This window comes from Streptomyces sp. NBC_00102, from assembly GCF_026343115.1.
Classification (GTDB): Bacteria; Actinomycetota; Actinomycetes; order Streptomycetales; family Streptomycetaceae; genus Streptomyces.
Map to the genome: position 1 here is coordinate 280,659 of NZ_JAPEMC010000001.1, position 19,497 is coordinate 300,155.

Annotated in this window: 14 protein-coding genes, 2 pseudogenes and 1 CRISPR repeat array; of the genes and pseudogenes, 12 read left to right on the forward strand and 4 right to left on the reverse strand. The window is 69.2% G+C overall.

The features are described 5' to 3' along the window. The 6 genes from OHA55_RS01335 to OHA55_RS01360 all read left to right on the forward strand — a co-directional run bounded on the left by OHA55_RS01335 (position 1) and on the right by OHA55_RS01360 (position 6,200). Entirely contained in the window at positions 1–435 is a 435-nt protein-coding gene (locus tag OHA55_RS01335) for a hypothetical protein (RefSeq protein ID WP_266701963.1), read from the forward strand. A gap of 297 nt (positions 436–732) precedes the next feature. Then, a complete protein-coding gene (locus OHA55_RS01340) occupies positions 733–1,368 on the forward strand; it encodes a hypothetical protein (protein WP_266701965.1) in 636 nt (211 codons plus the stop codon). 146 nt (positions 1,369–1,514) lie between these two features. After that, on the forward strand, positions 1,515–2,438 hold the full coding sequence (locus OHA55_RS01345) for a hypothetical protein (protein WP_266710380.1): 924 nt from the start codon (positions 1,515–1,517) through the stop codon (positions 2,436–2,438). Next, entirely contained in the window at positions 2,435–3,655 is a 1,221-nt protein-coding gene (locus OHA55_RS01350) for a DNA cytosine methyltransferase (protein WP_266701967.1), read from the forward strand. The genes OHA55_RS01345 and OHA55_RS01350 overlap by 4 nt, the downstream gene beginning before the upstream one ends. Further along, positions 3,655–4,770: a DnaB-like helicase N-terminal domain-containing protein gene (locus OHA55_RS01355; protein WP_266701969.1), complete on the forward strand. Its 1,116-nt coding sequence runs from the start codon at positions 3,655–3,657 to the stop codon at positions 4,768–4,770. The genes OHA55_RS01350 and OHA55_RS01355 overlap by 1 nt, the downstream gene beginning before the upstream one ends. Before the next feature lie 62 nt (positions 4,771–4,832). After that, positions 4,833–6,200 carry a DUF317 domain-containing protein gene (locus OHA55_RS01360; protein WP_266701971.1) on the forward strand — a complete coding sequence of 456 codons (1,368 nt, stop codon included), beginning with the start codon at positions 4,833–4,835 and terminating at the stop codon, positions 6,198–6,200. A 178-nt stretch (positions 6,201–6,378) separates the two neighbouring features. Here the strand turns inward: OHA55_RS01360 and OHA55_RS01365 are convergent, their stop codons facing one another. Further along, a complete protein-coding gene (locus OHA55_RS01365) occupies positions 6,379–7,275 on the reverse strand; it encodes a DUF5655 domain-containing protein (protein ID WP_266701973.1) in 897 nt (298 codons plus the stop codon). Positions 7,276–7,763: 488 nt separating this feature from the next. After that, positions 7,764–8,158: a CRISPR direct-repeat array (repeat unit 28 nt; unit sequence GGTTCACCTCCGCTCGCGCGGAGAGCAC). Between the two features lie 210 nt (positions 8,159–8,368). On the opposite strand from OHA55_RS01365, the gene OHA55_RS01370 reads away from it, so the two are divergent. Further along, positions 8,369–8,917, forward strand: a complete 549-nt coding sequence (locus OHA55_RS01370; protein ID WP_266701975.1) for a hypothetical protein — start codon at positions 8,369–8,371, stop codon at positions 8,915–8,917. Here the strand turns inward: OHA55_RS01370 and OHA55_RS01375 are convergent. From OHA55_RS01375 to OHA55_RS01385, 3 genes are all read right to left on the reverse strand, one after another. Further along, positions 8,874–9,665, reverse strand: a complete 792-nt coding sequence (locus OHA55_RS01375; protein ID WP_266701977.1) for an IS5 family transposase — start codon at positions 9,663–9,665, stop codon at positions 8,874–8,876. The genes OHA55_RS01370 and OHA55_RS01375 overlap by 44 nt on opposite strands. A 495-nt stretch (positions 9,666–10,160) precedes the next feature. After that, complete coding sequence (locus tag OHA55_RS01380) at positions 10,161–10,367, reverse strand: hypothetical protein (protein WP_266701979.1); 207 nt, start codon at positions 10,365–10,367, stop codon at positions 10,161–10,163. 344 nt (positions 10,368–10,711) lie between these two features. Then, positions 10,712–11,407: a hypothetical protein gene (locus tag OHA55_RS01385; protein ID WP_266701981.1), complete on the reverse strand. Its 696-nt coding sequence runs from the start codon at positions 11,405–11,407 to the stop codon at positions 10,712–10,714. A gap of 255 nt (positions 11,408–11,662) precedes the next feature. On the opposite strand from OHA55_RS01385, the pseudogene OHA55_RS01390 reads away from it, so the two are divergent. The 5 genes and pseudogenes from OHA55_RS01390 to OHA55_RS01410 all read left to right on the forward strand — a co-directional run. After that, a pseudogene (locus OHA55_RS01390) lies at positions 11,663–13,025 on the forward strand (PP2C family protein-serine/threonine phosphatase); the annotation flags it as partial. 336 nt (positions 13,026–13,361) lie between these two features. Further along, positions 13,362–15,569 (forward strand): annotated as a pseudogene (locus tag OHA55_RS01395) (helix-turn-helix transcriptional regulator). Positions 15,570–15,575: 6 nt separating this feature from the next. Beyond that, positions 15,576–16,133 (forward strand): XRE family transcriptional regulator, encoded by a 558-nt coding sequence (locus tag OHA55_RS01400; protein WP_266701983.1) that lies wholly within the window; start codon positions 15,576–15,578, stop codon positions 16,131–16,133. 690 nt (positions 16,134–16,823) lie between these two features. Next, positions 16,824–18,938: a hypothetical protein gene (locus tag OHA55_RS01405; protein WP_266701985.1), complete on the forward strand. Its 2,115-nt coding sequence runs from the start codon at positions 16,824–16,826 to the stop codon at positions 18,936–18,938. Next, positions 18,935–19,414: a hypothetical protein gene (locus OHA55_RS01410; RefSeq protein ID WP_266701987.1), complete on the forward strand. Its 480-nt coding sequence runs from the start codon at positions 18,935–18,937 to the stop codon at positions 19,412–19,414. Before OHA55_RS01405 ends, OHA55_RS01410 begins: the two co-directional genes overlap by 4 nt. Positions 19,415–19,497 lie beyond the last annotated feature (83 nt).

Genomic DNA, 19,497 nt, shown 5'->3' on the forward strand with positions numbered 1-19,497 from the left:
GTGCTGACCGCCCTGGCCCCAGAAGCGGCGATGCGCTGCGCGGACACCCTCGCCCACGAGATCCAACGCCGCCGATGGAACGCAAGCGACAGCCCGCTGCACCCCCTGAGCGCAGCGCAGTTCACCGCCCTGCGGGAAATCACCTGCGGAAACGTCGCGGCCACCAGTTCCCTGGGGCGGCAGTACGTCCACTACCGCGACGAACGCGTCCTGGTCGGCACGCTACGGGCGCTGGAGGAGAAGGGGCTCGCGAACCGCGTCCCAGAATCTGCGCCTTCCGCGTACGAGGGCGGACCGCTCCAGGACCGAGTCCGTCTCACCCCCGCCGGGATCACCGCCCTGGCCGCCGCCATCGGCAGCCCCGCCGCCCCTCTGGCGCCCGGGCCCGCACCCGCTCCTGCACCCGCGAGGACGACCGGCCGCAGCCGTACCTGACCTGCCGGGGACACGCCGCCCTATGAGGGCGCACAGCACCCGGCGGATCACGTCGGCCATTTCTTCGCCCAGCTCAGGGCACCTCGTACACCGCCGCTCACCCCGAGCTCAAGGAGACCTTCCATCTCAGCGAGCGACCCGATCGCGCCGGCCGAGCACCTCCTGTTCCTCGCCTGCGCCTTCACACGCCACAACGACGCCCTGCCCCGACTCAACATCGCGGGGGTCCGTCCTGCGACCGCTCTCACCGACCAGACCGCCGTCACCCAGCACCTCGCCAGCACGGCACTGCACGTCGTGGACGTCCTGAACGCCCAGCAGCTGTACCACGACTCCGCCATCCGCACCGTGTACGCGCGCGTGCGACAGCTCGCCCGCCTGGCCACCGACGCGGCCGACCATCTCCTGGACGCCGTGGACATCGTGGACGCCACCCGCGCCGGTGTGCCCGCGCGGGGAGGGGGACCGCCCCTGACCTACAAGCAGGCCCTGGGTGAGGCCGGCCGCCGACTCGCCGTCGTACAGGACCTGACAGCACTCGGCGCTCTCGACGCGGTGGCCGCAGCCGAGCTGTTCGTCACCGATCGGCGACGCTGGGTCGCTTTCCCGCATCAGCCGCTCGCGCTGTCTCCCGTACAGGACGCCGCGCTGCGCGCCGTCGCCCAGGGCCAGGTGACCATGTTCGACAACAAGCCGCACGTCCGTGACGACGACCTGCGCTTCTCGCTCACCACCATCCGGTCCCTCGAATCCCGCGGGCTGGTGAAACGCGAGCCCTGCCAACTTCTGTTCAGGGACGAACGCGTGCACCCCACGGCAGACGGGTGTCGCACCCTGGCGGCCACCTTCGGCCGGCCACGGACCCCAGCCAGGACCGTTGCACGGCCTTCCACCGTCCCGAGCGTCAAAGCAGCACGCGTGGCTGTCCGTTGACAGCCCCACCTCCCGAGCGGCACCGGCTCCACCGGCCCGCACGGCCAGCACCGAACTCTGCCCCGCACCGCAGGCAGGCATTTCCCTGACGCTGGCGCTCAAGCCTGGCCACAAGCCCCTCCGTTTCCCTACACCCAGGACAGCCCATTTCAGATCAGCCTCGATTCCGCGCTCTCTCCCTTGGCGCGGGAGTTCAGTCCAGCACTCTCCTCGCACTGTCAGCCGAGGGAATTCTCCCCCGGGTTGACTACGCAATCTTCGCGGACACCGGATGGGAACCCGAAGCGGTCTATGCGCACCTTGACCGCCTGGAAGAAGAGATAGCCGCACCCGCCGGAATTCCCGTTCTTCGCGTGTCGGCGGGAAATATTCGCGGCGACGCCCTGAATCCGGATCACCGATTCGCTTCCATGCCGCTCCACATTCTCAATCAGGACGGGCGGCCTGGAATGACCAGACGGCAGTGCACCGGCGAATATAAGATAAAGCCAATAAAGCAGAAGGTTCGCCAACTGCTCGGATACCCCTACCCCGCACGCATCCCGAAGGGGGTATTCGTCGAACAGTGGGTGGGTATCTCGACCGACGAATTCCACCGCGCGAAGGACGCAGACGTCAAGTACATGCGCAACCGGCATCCTTTGCTCGACATGTCGTGGACTAGGGCCGACTGTGTGCAATATCTGACCAGTCTCGGCCTCGCTGACACCCCGAAGTCGAGTTGCTTGGGATGTCCTTTCCATGGAAATGCGCAGTGGAGGCATATCCGGGACAACTCCCCGTCCGAGTGGGCCGACGTGGTCGAATTCGACGCGGCCATCCGGCAGGGCAACGCCCGCGCCAACGCGTCGGGCAACCGACTGCTCGGCGAGGCGTTCGTGCACCGCTCCCGCGTCCCGCTGGCCCAAGCGCCGATCGATCACGTCACCGCCGCCGAACGGGCCGCCCGGCAGATCAGCGCGGACGAGTCGGACGTGCTGGAGAACGGCGTCGAGGACGGCTGCTCACCGTGGGCGTGCCGCGGCGACGCCGACGCGCTGGTGCGGGACGACTTCGGGCTGGCCACGTGATCCTCGACCTCTTCGCGGGTCCGGGCGGCTGGAGCAGGGCGCTGCAGGTTCTGGGGGTGCGGGACGTCGGGCTGGAGTGGGACCTGTGGGCGTGCAAGACCCGTTCCGCGGCTGGTCAGTTGACCATTCGTACGGACGTGGCGTCGTACCCGACGTGGCCGTTCGTCGGGCGCACCCGGGGTGTGATCGCTTCGCCGCCGTGTCAGGCGTGGAGTACGGCCGGCAAGCGGTTGGGTCTGGTCGACCAGCCGTTGGTGCACGCGGCGGTCGAGGACTTGGCGGCTGGTCGTGACCCGCGCGAGCGTCTTCTCGCCGCGTGCCGTGACGAGCGCTCCTTGCTCGCTGCCGAGCCGATGCGCTACCTGTATGCCCTGAACGCGGTCGGCGAGCCCGACTGGGTCGCCCTGGAAGAGGTGCCGGACGTGCTGCCGCTGTGGCGGCAGTACGCGGCCGTGCTGCGTGGGTGGGGGTTCTCCGTCTGGTGCGGGCTGCTCAACGCGGCCGACTTCGGTGTGCCGCAGACCAGGAAGCGCGCGATTCTCCTGGCCTCGCGGGTCCGTACGGCGCTGCCGCCCACGCCGACGCACGCCCGACTCGCCGAGCCGGTCTCGCTGTTCGGCCCGGGCCGCCCCCGGTGGGTCAGCATGGCCGAAGCCCTGGGATGGGGCGCGACCGACCGCCCCGTCCCCACCGTCTGCGCGGGTGGCGGGCCGGGCGGGGGGCCCGAGCCGTTCCCGTCGGGCTCCCGCAAGACGCTGTCCGACGCCCGTGCGCGCGGCACCTGGACGCCCCGGCCGGACCCGGTGGTCCCGCAGCCCCGGCGCGAAGGCGCTCCCGCGCCGTCGTTCCCCGGTGAGGCCCCCCGCTGGTCCTGGTCCCTGCGCAGCAACAGCCAGGCCAACGCCACCGTCCGGCCGCTGTCCGAGCCCGCCGCCACGCTGTTTTTCGGGCACCGAGCGAACGAGTGCACCTGGATCGCCGAGCCCACCCCGTCCACAGTCGACGCCGACACGGCGGCCGTTCCGGAGCCGATTCGGATCACCGCCCGCGAGGCCGGCCTCCTGCAGTCCTTCCCGGCCGACTACCCGTGGGCCGGGAACAAAGGCCAGCAGTTCTCCCAGATCGGAAACGCGGTGCCCCCGCTGCTCGCCGGCCACCTCCTCGCCCCGCACCTCGGCGTCACCCTCGACCCCGACGACTTCACCCTCGCTGCCTGATGCCCCATACCCCAGAACCCGACGAAGACGACCTCGGCGACATCACACCGCCGCAGCCGGTCTTCCACGTCGAGCAGGCCCTCCTCGGCGCCCTGCTCCTGGACCCGCACCGTCTCAGCGACGTGACCGGTATCGCGGCCGGCTCCTTTTCCACCGCACCGCACGCCGCCCTGTTCACCGCGATCAGCACCCTGCCCCCGCCCGACCCCGCCGAACACGCGAAGAACACCGAGTGGCTCGACCGCGTGCTCGCCAGGGGTCGCGAGCAGGCGCGCGGACTGACCGTCATGTACCTGCACACGCTCGTGCAGGTCTGCCCCTGGCCCCGGCACGCCCCGGCCTACGCACGGATGGTCGAGGCCGAACACGCCCGCCGCCGCCTGCGGGGAGCCGCCGAACGCCTCATCCAGGCCACCCACGACACCACCCTCCCGCACCCCGTCCAGAAGGTGCTCGCGGAAGCCGACGCGCTCGCCGCCCTCGTCGACGACATCGCGATCCGCTTCCCACCGCGTTCCGGCGTCCTGCCCCGCACCCCAGCACCACCACCGCACAGCGTGCTCGACCGCACCGAGGCCGCCGAAGAAGAGCAGCTGCTGCTCGCGACCGCGACAGCCCGCCCCGCCGCCATCGGCTCCCTGCGGTGGTTGCTCCCCGCCGACCTCACCGTGCCGTTGCACGCCGGACTCTGGCAGTGCCTGACCACCCTGGCGCGCCGGGGTGAGCCGATCGACCCCGTCACCGTCCTGTGGGGGGCCCAGCAACGCGGTGTACCGGGCGAGGGAAGCAGCCCGCGCGAGGTGCTCCGCCTGCTGGCCGAACCGGCCGGCTCCGCGGAGTACTGGGCCGAGCGCGCCCTGCAGCGCTCCCTCCTGGCCACCGCCGATCACACCGGCCGACGCGTCGAGGCGTATGCCGGGGACCCGGCGAACACCCCGTTCCAGCTCGTCGTCGGCGCCCGCCGCGCCCTCGCCGACATCGCCGCCGTCCGCACCCGCCTGCAGCACGCCACCGCAAGCCCCCCGCCCCAGCGGCACCGGCCCGCGCCCACCACCCGCGCCGGGCCTCGGGCCACCGCCGCGCACGCCGCCCGGCCCGCACGAGTAACCCGGTAACCCCCCGTACGCCGGTGGCCGGTCCTGACGCCCGGCCACCGCACGACAGATGAGACCCCTTCATGGTTCCCCCCATCGATGCCCACGTCCGCCTCGACCTCCACCCCGTCCACCCCACTGCCGTACAGGCCGTCCTGACCGGCACGCAGGCCCGCGTCGCCCTCATGGCTTTGGAGGCCGCCGACTGGACGGTCGCCGCCACCAACGTCCTGGTCCTGGCTCGCATCGATCACGAGGAGCCCTACTGGGCCCGCGACGCCGCCACACACCTGACCGCTGAAGGCATCACCGTCGAGATCAGCCCTCGTCTCCAGGAGGCGATGGACGAGGAGTGGACCTGGCCGGCCTACCCGATGCCGTGGTGCACCCGCAGTGAAATCCGCGAGATTTCCGACCAGGCGCAGAAGCTCCACGACGACATCCGCCACGGCCGCCTCCTCATCCACGCGCACGCCTTCGACGGCGACACCACCGTCGCGGTCGGCACCTACCTCGACCGGGGCGGCAAGTCCGTCTACCTGCACGGCGAAAACCACCTGCGTCAGACCGCGGGCACCTTCGAATCGCCCGCGAAAGCACTGGTGGCCTTCGAACGGGCCCACGGAGCCGAGATGCGCCCCGGACCGGCGCCCCTCACCGACACCGAACGGGCCGCCATCGCAGCCTTTTCCGTCTTCGACATCACCCCGGCAGGACCAGAACCGTCCCGCCCGGAGCCGGAGACCGTCCCGGTCTACCTGGCCGACGCCGGCGACCACGACGCCCTCCTCGACACCTTCCTCGACACGCACGGCGAGTTCGAGAAGTGGCGGACCTGGTCGGACGACTCGACCCTCGCCGTCCACGAGTCGCAGACCCTTCGCATCGAACGCGTCCACGAAGCCCCCGCCCACGAGACCGCCTGGACCGTGGCCGCCTACGAGACCCCCGTCTCCGACCGCATGTGGGTCCTCACCGCGACCGGCACCACCCCCGCCCCGATGCTGCAGGACCTGCTCGCCCACCTCGCCGACGGCGACGGCTGGGACACGGCCGTCGGCGCCCCGGTGAACGAGAAGAAGGTCACCTCGGCCACCCAGCCGCTCACCGACGCCGGATGGAAGCACACCGTGGACGGCAGAGAGAGCCGCTGGACCTCCCCGGACGAGCACGCGGGCATCCGCTTCGACGCCTTCGCCGCGCAGCACCCGAACCAGGACCTGGCCACCTGGACCATCTGGGCCAACCCTGGTAACGACCGGCCCACATGGGCCATCACCGCGTCCACGCACACGCCGAGTTCGCTGCTGGCCGGCCTCTCCGAGGCCCTCGCGGAGCAGACCGGTACGCGCCACGTCCAGCCGCGCCGCGAACAGAGGCCTCGCCTCGCCGCCGGCGCACGGTCGACCCCAGCGGTCGCGACCAGCCGTCCCGTGGGCCGTTCGCGCTGATCACCGGCCCACGGGGCGGCGGGGCAACATAGCGTGGGATCGCCGGTTGGCCAAACCGGCGATCCCACGGACCATGGACAGTCCACCGCCACCCTCTGCCCGAACGACAAAGGGAACCGCCCCCGACCGCAGACACCACACGAAGCACAGCCCGCCAGGTACGTGCAGCACTGCGCGTTCACGTCACCGCATAGCTCGCCCGGAAGTACTCCAGCGCCCGCTCCACGTCCCGCGGAGTACGGACCTGGACCTCCAGATCACCCGTCCCATGATGCCCCAGACCCGTCACGTCCCGGGTGAAGCCCGGAACAAGGTCGACGTCCTTCGGGTCGACCTTGAGGTAGACCAGCAGCTTGGTCCGCTGAGGCGGGCACAGGCAGGCGAAGTTCCGCAGCCGCTGGTACGCCCGGTAGGTCTTGAGCTCAACGCGTTTCACGCCGTCCCCGAGCCCGAGCAGAGCCTCGTCGACCGCACCCGCCAACTCCAGCATCGCCGCACCCTTGACGCCGTCCGCTGCCTGGGCAACCGCCTGGCGCCGCACCCGGCTGGCCACCTGAATGCCGCCGCTCACGGACGCTACGGTCTCAAGCCCGAACAGATCGGCACCGAACAGCCGGTAGCGGACCAAGTCGATCGAGCGCCGGTGCTCACGCACGGCGTGCACGTCGTAGCGGGTGAAGTCTCCCGCGACGCAGATGAGGCGCGGGCCGCTCCACCGAACCCGAGATGCGGCCGTCGCTCCGAGCCGGTCGCGGACCAGACGCTCGAACTCGGCGCGATGGTCCACAAGCCAGGACAGGTAGAACAGGCCCTGGTTGATCACACCGGCATCCGTGCCACGCTTGTACTCGACGATGACCGGCGCCCCGTTCTCGTCCAGCCCGAGCGAGTCGATCCGGCCCCCGTGCACCGGTCCGGTGCTGAACTCACTCGCCAGGAACCGGACTCCCAGAAGCGTCTCCATGCTCGCCTCGACGAGACCCTGCACCTCGGCCTCTACCTCAGCAAGACGCGGCATGACCTCGGTCATGCCGCGTTTCGTCGTGTCCACACGGAACAACTTCAAGCTGACCACCCCCGTTTGCGCGTAGGGGACCTACAACGTCGAGCGGGTCGAGATTTGTTTCCGCAAACGCCGTATCAAATGTGAAGGACTTGTGCCGGACAGTCGAGCGACGGGCAAGCAGACCGGCACGAAGGAGCGCGGCTCTTGCTTGCGGGCATGCCGCAGCCGATATCCAGCACGTATCCAGCACGGTACGGATATGAGGGGTGATGACAGGTGACGACAGGTCAGAAAATCCAGCACCTATCCAGCACGGTAAAAACTAAGGGGCCTGACCCCGAAGAGTCAGACCCCTTCTGACCTGCACGTTTGTCAGATCAGCGACGTGGTGCTATGTCACCCGTCACACATTGAAGCGGAACTCCACCACGTCGTCGTATCGCTCCCCGAACCTCCAACTGCACATTATTCCAGCAGCACTTCGTTGCTCTTCCTGAGGAAACGGGTGGAGCAGGTGGGTACCGCGCCTGACCCCGGCACCGTGGCACCGACTGCGTCGGCTTACCTCCGCTCGCGCGGAGAGCACCCGCGGCGCTGGGTCGTCGCCACCTTGGTCATCGGTTCACCTCCGCTCGCGCGGAGAGCACGACGGCACCAGCACGATGGCTGACCCGGTGAGCGGTTCACCTCCGCTCGCGCGGAGAGCACGTCGCACAGCCAAAGGCCGGCGCTTTTCCCGGAGGTTCACCTCCGCTCGCGCGGAGAGCACACCTGCCCCGCGCACCGCACCGGTCATGGCTGCGGTTCACCTCCGCTCGCGCGGAGAGCACACGTGGGCCAGCTACATCGACGCGGCCGGCACCGGTTCACCTCCGCTCGCGCGGAGAGCACGGTCACATGACACCTGACGACGTGATGCTGATCGGTTCACCTCCGCTCGCGCGGAGAGCACCCTTCGCGACCTGCTCTTATCTGACGGCTTTGCAGTGCCTTTGCCGAGCTTCGTCGCCCATCTTCCTCGCTCCCGTTGTCATCGCGCAGCGAGTGTAAGAGGCTGTTGTCTTTCCGAGTCTGACGGCTGTGTTTTCGCTGGTCAGGGGTAGGGGCGGCGTCGGGATGGGAGTGATGGGGTGTCGTTTCGTCGCTCTCGTGGAGGTCGCGGATGCCGTCGGTTGTCGGACTGCTGGAACAGCACGAGCTCGCCGCTCGTCGTCGTGTGGACGGGTTGCGTGAGGAAGCGGACCGCGTCCAGGCCGAGCTCGCGGTGGCCGAGCAGGAGTGGTCGGAGTGGATGATCGCCCGCGAGCGTGTCAGTGCGGTGTTGTCCGCGCCGGGCGGTGACTCAGCCGGCGTGGTCGCCACCGAGGTGCCAGAGGGTGTTGTGACGGGAGCGGAACTGGAGGCGCCCGCGCCTCTGGTGGTGAAGGCGAGGTCGCAGGTTCCGATGTGGCGCGAGGGGCTGGGCCAGGCGGCACTGTCGGTGGACTACCGGCGCATCCTGGCGTCGATCGAGGATCGAGTCCGTCTCGGTCAAGGGCCGCTGACCTGCCAGGAGATGGCCACCGCGTTCGGCCTGGACGTGGTGCCGGCCAAGGTGGAGGGGCTGCGGTCGAAGGCGAAACGCCTGGTCGCCCGGGGCTGGCTGGCCGAGCCGGCACCGGGCCGGTTCACCCTCGCGCGGAGCGTGAGCGGGCCAGGCGGCGGGTCATGATCATGGTCATCGACCAGTAGATCATCGCCTCGGCGCTGCTGGTGGATCGTTCGAAGTCCCGGACAAGGCGGCGGCTTCGCATCAGGTGGGCGAAGAGCCGCTCGACGATCCACCGCTTGGGCAGCACCACGAAGCCGCGCGTGTGGTCGCTGCGTTCGACGATCGCCAGGACCAGCGCAAGGCCGGCCAGGCAGTGCTCGACGAGGCTGCCGGTGTAGCCGCCGTCGGCCCAGACGAGTTCCAGCCGGTGGTGAGCGTCGGTCACACGCTCAAGCAGCACCTTCGCGGCAGCGCGGTCGCCGATGTCCGCCGCGGTGACCATCACGCCCAGCAGCATGCCGAGGGTGTCGACCACCACGTGCCGTTTACGGCCGTTGACCAGCTTGCCGCCGTCGAAGCCGCGGCTTTCCGCGCCGACGACCGCGTCCGCCTTCACGGACTGCGAGTCGATCACACCGGCCGTCGGTTCCACATCCCGGCTCGACTCCTCGCGGACCCGGCCGCGCAGTCGGTCGTGGAACTCCCCGACCAGCGCGTGGTCGCGCCAACGGCGGAAGAACGCATAGACCCGGTCCCACGGCGGGAAGTCGGCCGGCATCGCCCGCCACTTGATCCCGTTGCCCACCAGATAGCGGATCGCGTCCAGTATTGCCCGGTGGCAGTACACCTCCGGCTGTCCGCCCCGGCCCCGCATCCAGCCCGGCACCGGCAGCAACGGCCGGACCACAGACCACTCCCCGTCCGTCATGTCCGACGGATACCGCCGAACACGCTCCGGACGGTCGGCCGCATTCCCGAACCGATGAGCGACACAATCACACGACAGAAAAGCCGAGTTGAACTCCACCGGCGCGAGCACGTACAACATGCGACAACAGGGTCTCCTGGATCTCGGTTGGCTTCGCAACCCCGAGCTACCAAGAGGCCCTGCCTTCATGCCCACAGCCAGCCACGATCACCCGAACGAGACTCCCGTTCGACGCCCACCCCGCACGATCGAAACGACAACAGCTCCTGAGTCAGGCGCAGATCGCCACGGCGCTGAACGCCCGCCGGGAGGCGGTGGGGAACTGGGAGACCGGCAGGACGGAGCCGCGGCCGCCGAAGCGCGCCGCGCACGCCCGGCTGCTGGAAAGCCTCGCGGCCGCGGCACCAAATTGCCAGCCGCCAGACCTTGTCGACTAGCCTGGGCCGTCGTCCCGGTGTCAGGCCAGCAACGGACCAGGTAGCGCTGAGGTCCGCCCTACTTGAAGACCCCGAGTACCACCGCGAGCACAGCGCTGATCGCCATCAACGCCGTTGCGAACGCCTTCCCCGACGTGGAAACAGATTCCGGTACCGGGCTCCCGCCCCAGCGGGCGATAGCGAACGCTACGCCTGCCACAAAGAGCGAGAAGACCACCGCCAGGCCGATCCCCATCAGCGCCATCAGGGTGTGAGTGACGTTCAAGGCTCTCCTCCAAGATTCACTCCGTGTAGCGGTACGCCGTCGCACCGCACTGAAATGACGATCCACCCCCCACCTGCGCGGATGAACCGGTTGGATGTTGTTCGCGGGACAACGTGGGGTTGTTTGGCCAACAACCCGATTAGGAGGGGAACGACGTGGGAGCAGCAAGGCGGCCCGGGCGGCCGTGGGCGGAGGCTCGCGGGGCGTCGCAGGAGATCAACGACGCCGTTCACATCCTTCGTGGCTGGCTTGATGCGTCCAATGTGTCGGTGGCAGCGCTGCACCGCCTTCTTACACCGGAGCACTTCGACGGAGCTCCGCGGTCCGTCCCTCCGGTCTGGCGGTTACGCGAGCAGCTCAACGGCGTGGGTCTGACGTGGGAACTCGCTGAGGCCGTCGCAGACATCTGCTTCCCGGCAGAGACGGTGCAGGAGACAGCTCACCGGCTCGACCAGGTTCGGCGGTTGTGGGACGCAGCGAACACCTCCCCTACAGCGGCCCATGCCGATCCGACGTACAACCTCGTCGAGGCGCAGAAGCACACGATCCGCGCATTGGAGGAGCTCAACCGTGTGCGGCAGGCGTACGAGGTCAGTGAGCAGGCCCGGCTGCAGGCCTTGCAAGTGGCCACAGTCCTCTTCGCGCTGCTCGGCCAGACGCAGGCTCAGGTAGTTCAGCTCACAAGGCAGCTCGATGCTCTCCGCGCCGCCGACAGCCCTCGTCCTGTCGACGAGGTACGGACCGAGGGCCGCCTCGATCGTGCCCAGAAGCAGACCGAGGACCTTCGCCTCCAACTGGCACGAGCTGAGGAAGAACGCGACAGAGCACAGCGTGTCGCGGATCTCGCTGCCCGTCAGATCAGCCAGCTCGAGAGGGAGCTTCGCGATCTCAGGCCCGGTGCGGAGCACGGCATTCCGACTCAGAGCGGGGCGGAGGTCACACTCCCTGGGCCGCCAGCCGGAACGGCTGCGGATGATGATGCTCTTGACCAAGTTGACGTGGTTCTCCAGAAGGCCCGCGATGTTCTCGACCGAGAACACGAGGCAGTTCAAGAAGCTGCGGAGGACGTGGGGTGGCGGGATGCCGGCCAACAGAGCCAAGTGCCTTCAGAAGCCGCCGAGGACGACGAGTGGTGGCTGGTCGAAGAAGCGGAAAAGCGAGGGGAAGTCGTCCCGGGGCAGGTCGTAAGGGACGTACCAACGGTACGAAACGACGACGAGATGTTGTTCGGGACAACCTCTGATAACCCTCCCACCAGGGAATATACCCCTGGCTCCGGTACAGAACTTGCGGTCCGGAGGGAGGGTGACCGCGTCCGGTTCATTGGGGCCGCAACGCGTCGGATCTCGCGCGGGATCGACCTCGACGAGATCGTGACCGGGCTGTGCCGCGCGAGCGTACCGACTTTCTCGGACACCATCCTGGTCTATCTCCGTGAGCCGCTTCCGGTGGGCGACGAGCGGCCGACCGAGCCGTTTGTACTGCGCCTGCGCCGCACCGATCAGCTGCGGCTGTATGACATGGCGGGTGAGGGACTGCCGCTCGCCGACAACTTGAGTCAGACCTCGGCGGCCGAACTCTGCGAGTTGCGTGCCGACGGGGACCTCGCCGATGTGCTGCGCCAGGTGCGGCCGATCTTTGGCGAGGCGTCCCAAGCCTCTGCTGCAGTGCGGGAGTTATGCGGCCCCGAGCACGACGTGCCAGGATCGCGCCGAACGATCCTGGCACCACTGCGGGGACGGCGCCGCGTCATCGGCGTTGCTGTCTTCCTACGTGCCCCTGAACGCCCGGCCTTCGATCCGCAGGATCTGCTCGTCTCAGCTCAACTCGCCACTCATACAGCGCTCAGCATCGACAAAGCCGTCCTGTACGGCCGGGAGGCTTATCTCGCCGGTGAGCTGCAGCGCGCGATGCTGCCAGATTCGCTGCCTCAACCCGTCGGTGCCCAGATTGCCTTCCGCTATCTCCCGGCCGCCGAAACGGCACGGGTCGGCGGCGACTGGTACGACGTGGTCCCACTACCTGTCAGCCAGGTGGCTTTGGTGGTCGGCGATGTGATGGGCCATTCCGTGACCTCCGCCGCGATTATGGGCCAACTGGGGACTATGGTGCATGCCCTGTCCGGGCTGAACCTGCCGCCGGACGAGGTTCTCAGGCGGCTCGACATTGAGGCACAGCGCCTGGGTCCCGACCGGATGGCGACCTGCATGTACGCGGTGTACGACCCGGTTGCACATCGGCTCAAGATCGCCAACGCGGGCCACCCACCTCCGATTCTGCTGCACGTTGGCGGTCAGGTAGAGGTTCTTAGGGTCCCGCCGGGGGCGCCGATCGGTATCGGCGGGGTCGACATCAGCACCGTCGAGCTTGACGCGCCTCCTGGAGCCACTCTGATTCTCTACACAGACGGTCTGGTTGAGTCCCGCATGCGGGACGTGTGGACCGGAATTGAGAATCTGCGGCAGCGCATAGCCGAGGTCAGCCGCCTGAGTGGACGCGACCACTCGCCGCCTCTGGAGAGGCTCTGCGACGACGTGCTCGACATGCTCGGCTTGGGCGACCGGGACGACGACATCGCGTTGCTTGTGGCCCGTTTCGACGGGATCGGACCGTAGAACGAAAGCGCGCTGGTTGCTGGAACCGGAGGAAGCAGCACCCAGGTGGGTCCGGCGGGTGCTGGCTGGGGCCGGGGGACTCTCGCCCGCCGTCACGCTGCTGGTCAGCAAGCTCGTGCGATGGGGCGTCCTATGCACACATTGCTGTGGTAGAAGGCCGACTACCGCCCAGTGCCACCAGTAGTCGTGCGGGTTCGGCTCTGCGCCGTCGACCACCTCCAGGGCCAGGCGCTGAGCCAGCTCCAAGTCGGCCGTCCCGCCTCAGTCAGCGAAGAACGCCCCCCTCCATGTCTACTCCGCATTACGTGCGCGATTCATGCGCGATTGGGTGTGCGATTAAGCGCGTGATCGAGTAGGCTGTCTATTGGAGGTGACCTCTGTGTCCAATGAGAACGAGCTGTTCAGCGCCGTCGACGCGTTGCTGGAGCAAGTCGCGCAGGACGACCTGCCGATCCCCGCGGAGCGCAAGCGTCTGCGGGAGGCTGCGGGGTTGAGTCAGGCGCAGATCGCCACGGCGCTGGACGCCCGCCGGGAGGCGGTGGGGAACTGGGAGACGGGCAGGACGGAGCCGCGGCCGCCGAAGCGTGCCGCGTACGCCCGGCTGTTGGAGGGCCTCGCCGCCCGTTTCCCCGCCCCGGCCGCCGACGCGCCCGCCGCGCCCCCGGGGCCGGTGGTCCCGGAGGTGTTCACCGGCACCGCGCCCGTCCCCGCCCCGGCGCCCGAAGCACCGGCGGCACCGGCTGCTGTCGCACGACCGGCGCCCGCCGCGAAGGCTGCCGCGTCGTCGCAGCGCCCTGGTGCGAAGTAGGCGGTGGCGAAGAAGACCACGGCGCCGGCGGCCGCCGTCGACCCGCGCTTCGAGAACGGCCCGCTCGCGGTCATCGACGCCGACGCCGACGGGCAGGTATCGGCGTACTGCGTCGGCGGCCTGGTCCTGGACGTGCCCGCCAAGACGATCCCGGCGTTGGTCGACTGGACGCTGACCAAGGCCCGCCTCGGTCAGGCCCGGCTCCACCGCAACGGCCGCGACGCCGACCCGATCCTCGTCCTCACCGCAGCCGCGCTGGAACGCTTCGGCCTGCCGGTCGCCCTGTCGGAGGAGGAGCGGCACGCGGGGCGTCTCGCGTCCGACCACAAGGTGGTCAAGCAGATTGAGAAGGCCGGCCTCCAGATGAGCCAGCGCGGTTTCGGTCCGTGGGCGCGGGTCTACCGCGACCCGGAGGGCTCAAGGCGCCGCTGCGTCCAGCTGTGCATCCTGCCCTGGAACGCGCTGGACGCCCGCGAGTGGGACAAGCGCGACGACCCGCAGCTGCCGACGATGCACCCGGCCGACCTCGCCCAGTACCTCGGCCTGTACGCGGCCCGGGTCATCACGCCGCGCGGGACGACCGCGACGACCGGCTTGGAGCTGATGACCGCGCTGCGCCCGCCGACCCGCGCGGAGAAGAACCAGGAGACCGGCGCGTTCGAGCGTGCCTTCAACGACGACGCGCTCACCGCCAAGTACGACGTCGTCCCGTGCGAGGTCCCCGACGAACACCCTCTGCTGAAGGGGAAGTTCGCCCGTCACCACCTGCGGACCCCGGCCGAGATGCTGATGGAGGAACCGTACGACTGGTGCCGGCCGCTGACCGACGAGGAATACAACCAGCGGTACCTGGTCTGCATCGACATCAACATGTCGTTCGCCGCCGCCGCGAACGGCCTCACCGTCGGGCTGAACGGGCCGACCCACCTGACCGGCAACCCGCAGTTCAACCTGGCGCTGCCCGGCTCGTGGCTGGTCGACCTGAGCCACGTCGACCTGTCCCAGGCGCGGATCAACGGCCGCACCGTCGATGTCGATGGAGACCGGCTGCCGAGCCCGTTCACGCCGAAGGGCGACCGGCCCCAGGGCCCGGCCTGGTACGCCACGCCCACCGTGCAGTACGCGGTGCAGCTCGGCTTCGACGTCGCTCCGATCGAGGCGTACGTCCGTACCCAGACCGGCCGCTACCTCAACCCCTGGTACACGCAGCTGCGCGACGCGTACGTGGACACGATGGCCGACATGGGCGTCACCCCCGACCTCACCGGTCAGGACTTCCTGGACGCCATGGCCCGGCGCAAGCAGGTCGACCCGACGATGGCGCTGCTGGAGACCGCGATCAAGGCCACCGCGAAGGGCGGCATCGGCAAACTCAGGCAGCGCTCCCGCGGCCAGGTGCCGTACTACGAGCCCTACCCCGCGCTGGACCGGGAGACCTGGCGCCCTGACATCCGGGCCGCTGTGCTGGCCTGCCAGCGGATCGAACTGCACCGCAAGCTGATGAAAACGGCGGCCGCCGCCGACCTGTACCCCGTCGCCGTCGGCACCGACGCGATCGTCTACCCCTCGCCAGGCCCGTCCCCGCTGGACGTCCTGCCACCCGCTCTTGAAGGCAAACCGGTACCCGGCTTCCGGCTCGGCGTCTCGCCCGGCATGGTCAAGCACCAGGGCACCCAGACCGTCCTGTGGGCGGAGCAGCTCTTCGAGGAACGCGGCGGCGTCTTCAACCTCGCCAACCTCATCAAGACCGCCGACCCGACGGCCGGAGAAGGGGAGTAGCAGGTCATGGTCGACTTGCTCGGGGACAGCCTGGACCGCGCGCTGGAGGGGGCGTTCACCCGCCGCATCCCCCAGTCCGCTCAGGCGCAGATGAAATACCTCGTCAAGCAGCTCAAGGGCACCAAGGCCGCCGCCCAGGCCCTCGGGATCTCCCAGCGCACCGTGGAGCGGTACGTGACGGGCAAGCTCAAGCGCCCCCGCCAGGACCTGCGCGCCCGCCTGGAGCGCGAGGTGAAGAAGCGGTGGCAGCCGCAGATCCGCGCGAAGGCCAGGAAGAAGGCCGCGTCCACGGGCGGGCTGGTCGTCTCCACCCGCGCCCGCTTCGGCTTCGAAGCCGCCGGCGGCACGACCGACGACGCCCGCATCCGGGACATCGCCCAGGCCCTGCCGCCCGAGTACGCCGACAAGCTGTTCAACGCACGGGAGCAGGGCCAGACCGAGGCCCAGCTCCGGCAGATCGCCGCCGACGGCCTGGCCAGGATGTACTTCCGCGCCAACAACAGCCGCGCGCACGGACTGGACGTGGAGTTCACCGACGTGGAACGGCTCGACATCGAGCTGTAGGCCGGCTCCTCCACGAGTCGCGCCCCCGGCATCGGAGCTGCCGGGGGCGCGACGTTTCGCATCCTACGGAAGGCCCGCCACGGTCAAGTCGTGCGCGTGGCACGGCACTGTGCTCACCAGGACAGCGCGGCGCGGTGGCGGCGTTGATGGCCGGTCGGAAGAGCCCATGAGCGGGGCGGCGGTGGTGACTGCCCGGTCCCCTCCCACAGCACCCGGATCACCGGAACTGTCCGCAACCTGCCCTGATTTGAACGGAGCTGCGCTACTTGCTTCTCAACTCCTGACCGTCCTATCCAGGTCGGGCTGCTGCTGCCCACCGCAGGAACCGGGCAAGACCGAAAAGGCGGAGACGAAGGGCTGATGGTGCGTTAATCTGGTGGCCGCCGACGCTCGCGCGTCGGCCGCGTACCGCTCCGGTTATGCAGAACCGCACGCCACAGGGTTGGACCTGCAGCGTGAAGAGTGGCTGGCGCCCGTCCATGACGGGAGTCCGGGTCCAGATGGCCTGGCCGACCAGCAGCTCGCCTGGCTCTGCGGAACGCCGGTCGGCACGAGAGGTCCCGGACACGAGCCGAGGACTGACCGTGACGACGCTCGCCGCCCTGTGACGGCGCGCAGTGGAGTCCCAGGCACGGTGCCGGGACGGCAGGCCCGGCCTGCAGCGCGCTGATCCCCCAGAAGGGCGAGATCGTGAACACTTTTGGTGACGAGAGCAACAACCTGCCCCCGCTGCTGCGCAAGCCCGACCCGGTGTCCGACCCGGTGCCCGTGGCTCAGCTGCGGGGGGCCCGTAAGGCCCTGACCGAGAACCCCGTCAGCCCCCTGGACGACGGCGCGGCCAGCATCGTCACGGCGGGCGCGGTGGAACCGATGCTGCTGCGCAAGATGATCGAGGCAGAGGGAGAAACCGCGGAAGCCGGACTGTTGATGGCCAAGCCCGTGGTCGGCGGCACGCTCTACGCCATCCCGCCGCACCGGCGCTTCCTCGACCTGGACGTGCTGCCGGACTTCGTCAACCCGCGGTGGGCCCACAAGGTGTGGACCGCTATGGACGTGGAGGCCTCGGCCGCGGCGCCGGTCACCTACGAGACCTCGATCGACGAGGAGAGCGGCGAGCCGCAGGCGGTCTTCGTGATCCGGATGCCGAACCGCAAGGCGCTGGCGGACGCGGTGGCCGAGAGCATGCGTCGGACGTTCTACGCGCAGAACGGGAAGAACGTCTACACCGAGAGCGTGCTCCAGCAGGGCGTCAAGGAGCCGATGACGCTCTTTCTGGTGCGCGTGGTGTACGACGACGGCACCCACCAGGAGACCTTCACCGTCGCCGGAGACGGCAACAGCCGGCTCGTGAGCATGTGGCTGGCCCGCACCGGCGGTGATATCGACGAGGCTGCCGCCGCGTGCGTGGCTGCTGTGATCGGCTCGGTGGACCGCTCCGGGCCCCGCCGCCCGGCCGACCAGCGTGCCGCCCGCACGAAGGTGGCGGAGATGGCCGCCCGCGTCCGCCGCGGCCTGGCCGAACCCACGCTCACCGAGGCGACCCGCCGCGAGGGCCACACCATCACCTTCCCCGCCATGGTGATCGTCGGCGCGGTCACGGAGAACGGCTCTCCCATGCCCGACCTCGTGGCCGCGCGGGACGACCTCGTCGCCAACCTTCACGTGAACGTCACCGCGTGGACCGAGGGCGCACAGAACACCCAGGGCATGCAGCGCGTCTACCGCCACGCCCTGCACAACGGCCTGATCGACAAGGACACCTATCAAATCCTGCTCGGGGAGGTCGCCGCCGAGCAGATGCACCAGCTCCTCGGGCTGCCGCCGCATCGGCTGTGGTCCTCTGCGCTCCACCAGCAGACCGTGCTGGCCGGCTACCGCGCCGAACAGATGAACCTGCTCATCAAGCAGGAGTTCGGCATGGGCAGGGCCGACCGGCAGCGTGTCAGCGACCACTTGGCGCCCATGGCGTTGTCCTCGTACCGCAGCTCCGAGCGGATCGAGCCGGCCATCCGCGCTTTCGGCAACGGCGGCACGATCACCGACACGGTATGGAAGCAGCCCTGGCAGCTGAGCACCGGCGACGACGCCTTCAAGGTGCTCGACGACATCCTCATCAAGGCGATCGGCGACGACCCCGCCGCTGTGGCCGAGCTGACGGTGCTGGCCGGGACGGCGGCGATCCTCGACGGATACATCACCCGCGACCGCGGCTCCAAGGTGGGCGTCACCCGTGAGGGCGGCAAGGCCCCGTTCCGGGCCACTCCCAACAAGCTGCTGGCCATTCTGGCCTCCACCTACGGCGGCCTGCGCATGCTCCACTCCATCGCGCGCGCACACATCGCGGCCGACCCAGGCATCCTGCCTAAGCGCTACCACACCTTCGACCACGAGGTCGACGGCGTTCTCGTGCGCGACGGTGACCCGGTCCGCGACAAGGTGGGCGCGCTGGTCACCATCGACTACGAGTGGGACCTGGTCTACGCGGCCGACCCCATCGGCGCCGAGGCCGCTATCGCCGAGAACCGGGCGACGCTCGGCAACAACCACACCAAGGACGACGACCAGATGGCCGAGGACACGCGCCAGCGGCGAATCCTGGAGCAGGGCGTCAAGAACGCCCGCAAGGCCGTCAACGTGTTGGCCAAGATGGTGCCGACCCGGGGCCGCGAGGTCTTCGGCAGTCACGAGGGCGTGCAGATGCTGCGCGAGCACCTGCGCAAGGTCGACGACATCCTTGTTGCCTTCGGCCCCGAGCGGACCGCAGTGCTGGACCTGGACGACGAGGGCGACGGGGACGAGGAGTGAGCCCGGCCATACTGATCCCCCGGCAGATCGCCCGCCAACTTTTCCCAGCGGTGAAGAGGTTGGCTCCGCTGCTCAACGCCGCCGCCTTCACCAGCGACGGCATCCTGCGGGCCGAGCTGACCTGCCGTGCCGCCGTTGTGACGGTCCGGCGGGAGATCACGGCGGCCAGCGCGGTGTACGTCGCCTGGGACGTGCGCGGCCGCTGCCGCTACGTCGGCAGTGTTCACCGCGGGGCACCCACGGCAGTGAGTGACCGGCTTGCTGAGCATCACCAGCACCGCGCCGATGGGGGTGCACGACGGGAGGAGTGGGTCCTGCTGACGGTCCTGCCGATGCGAGTCGACGCCTCACCGCCGGTCGTCCTGGCCGCCGAAGGGTGGGCTGCTCGAATTCTCAGCCCGCTCGATGGTGTCGCCCATCCCCAGATTGACCTCGTACGACCGCCGGCGGTGATAGCGGCGGCCATGGGCACCTAGAGGCCCGATAGTCCCATTCCAACTGACAAGGGTCTGTTCCCCAACGGGAACAGACCCTTGCGCCTGTAGGCCCGCCGACGCAA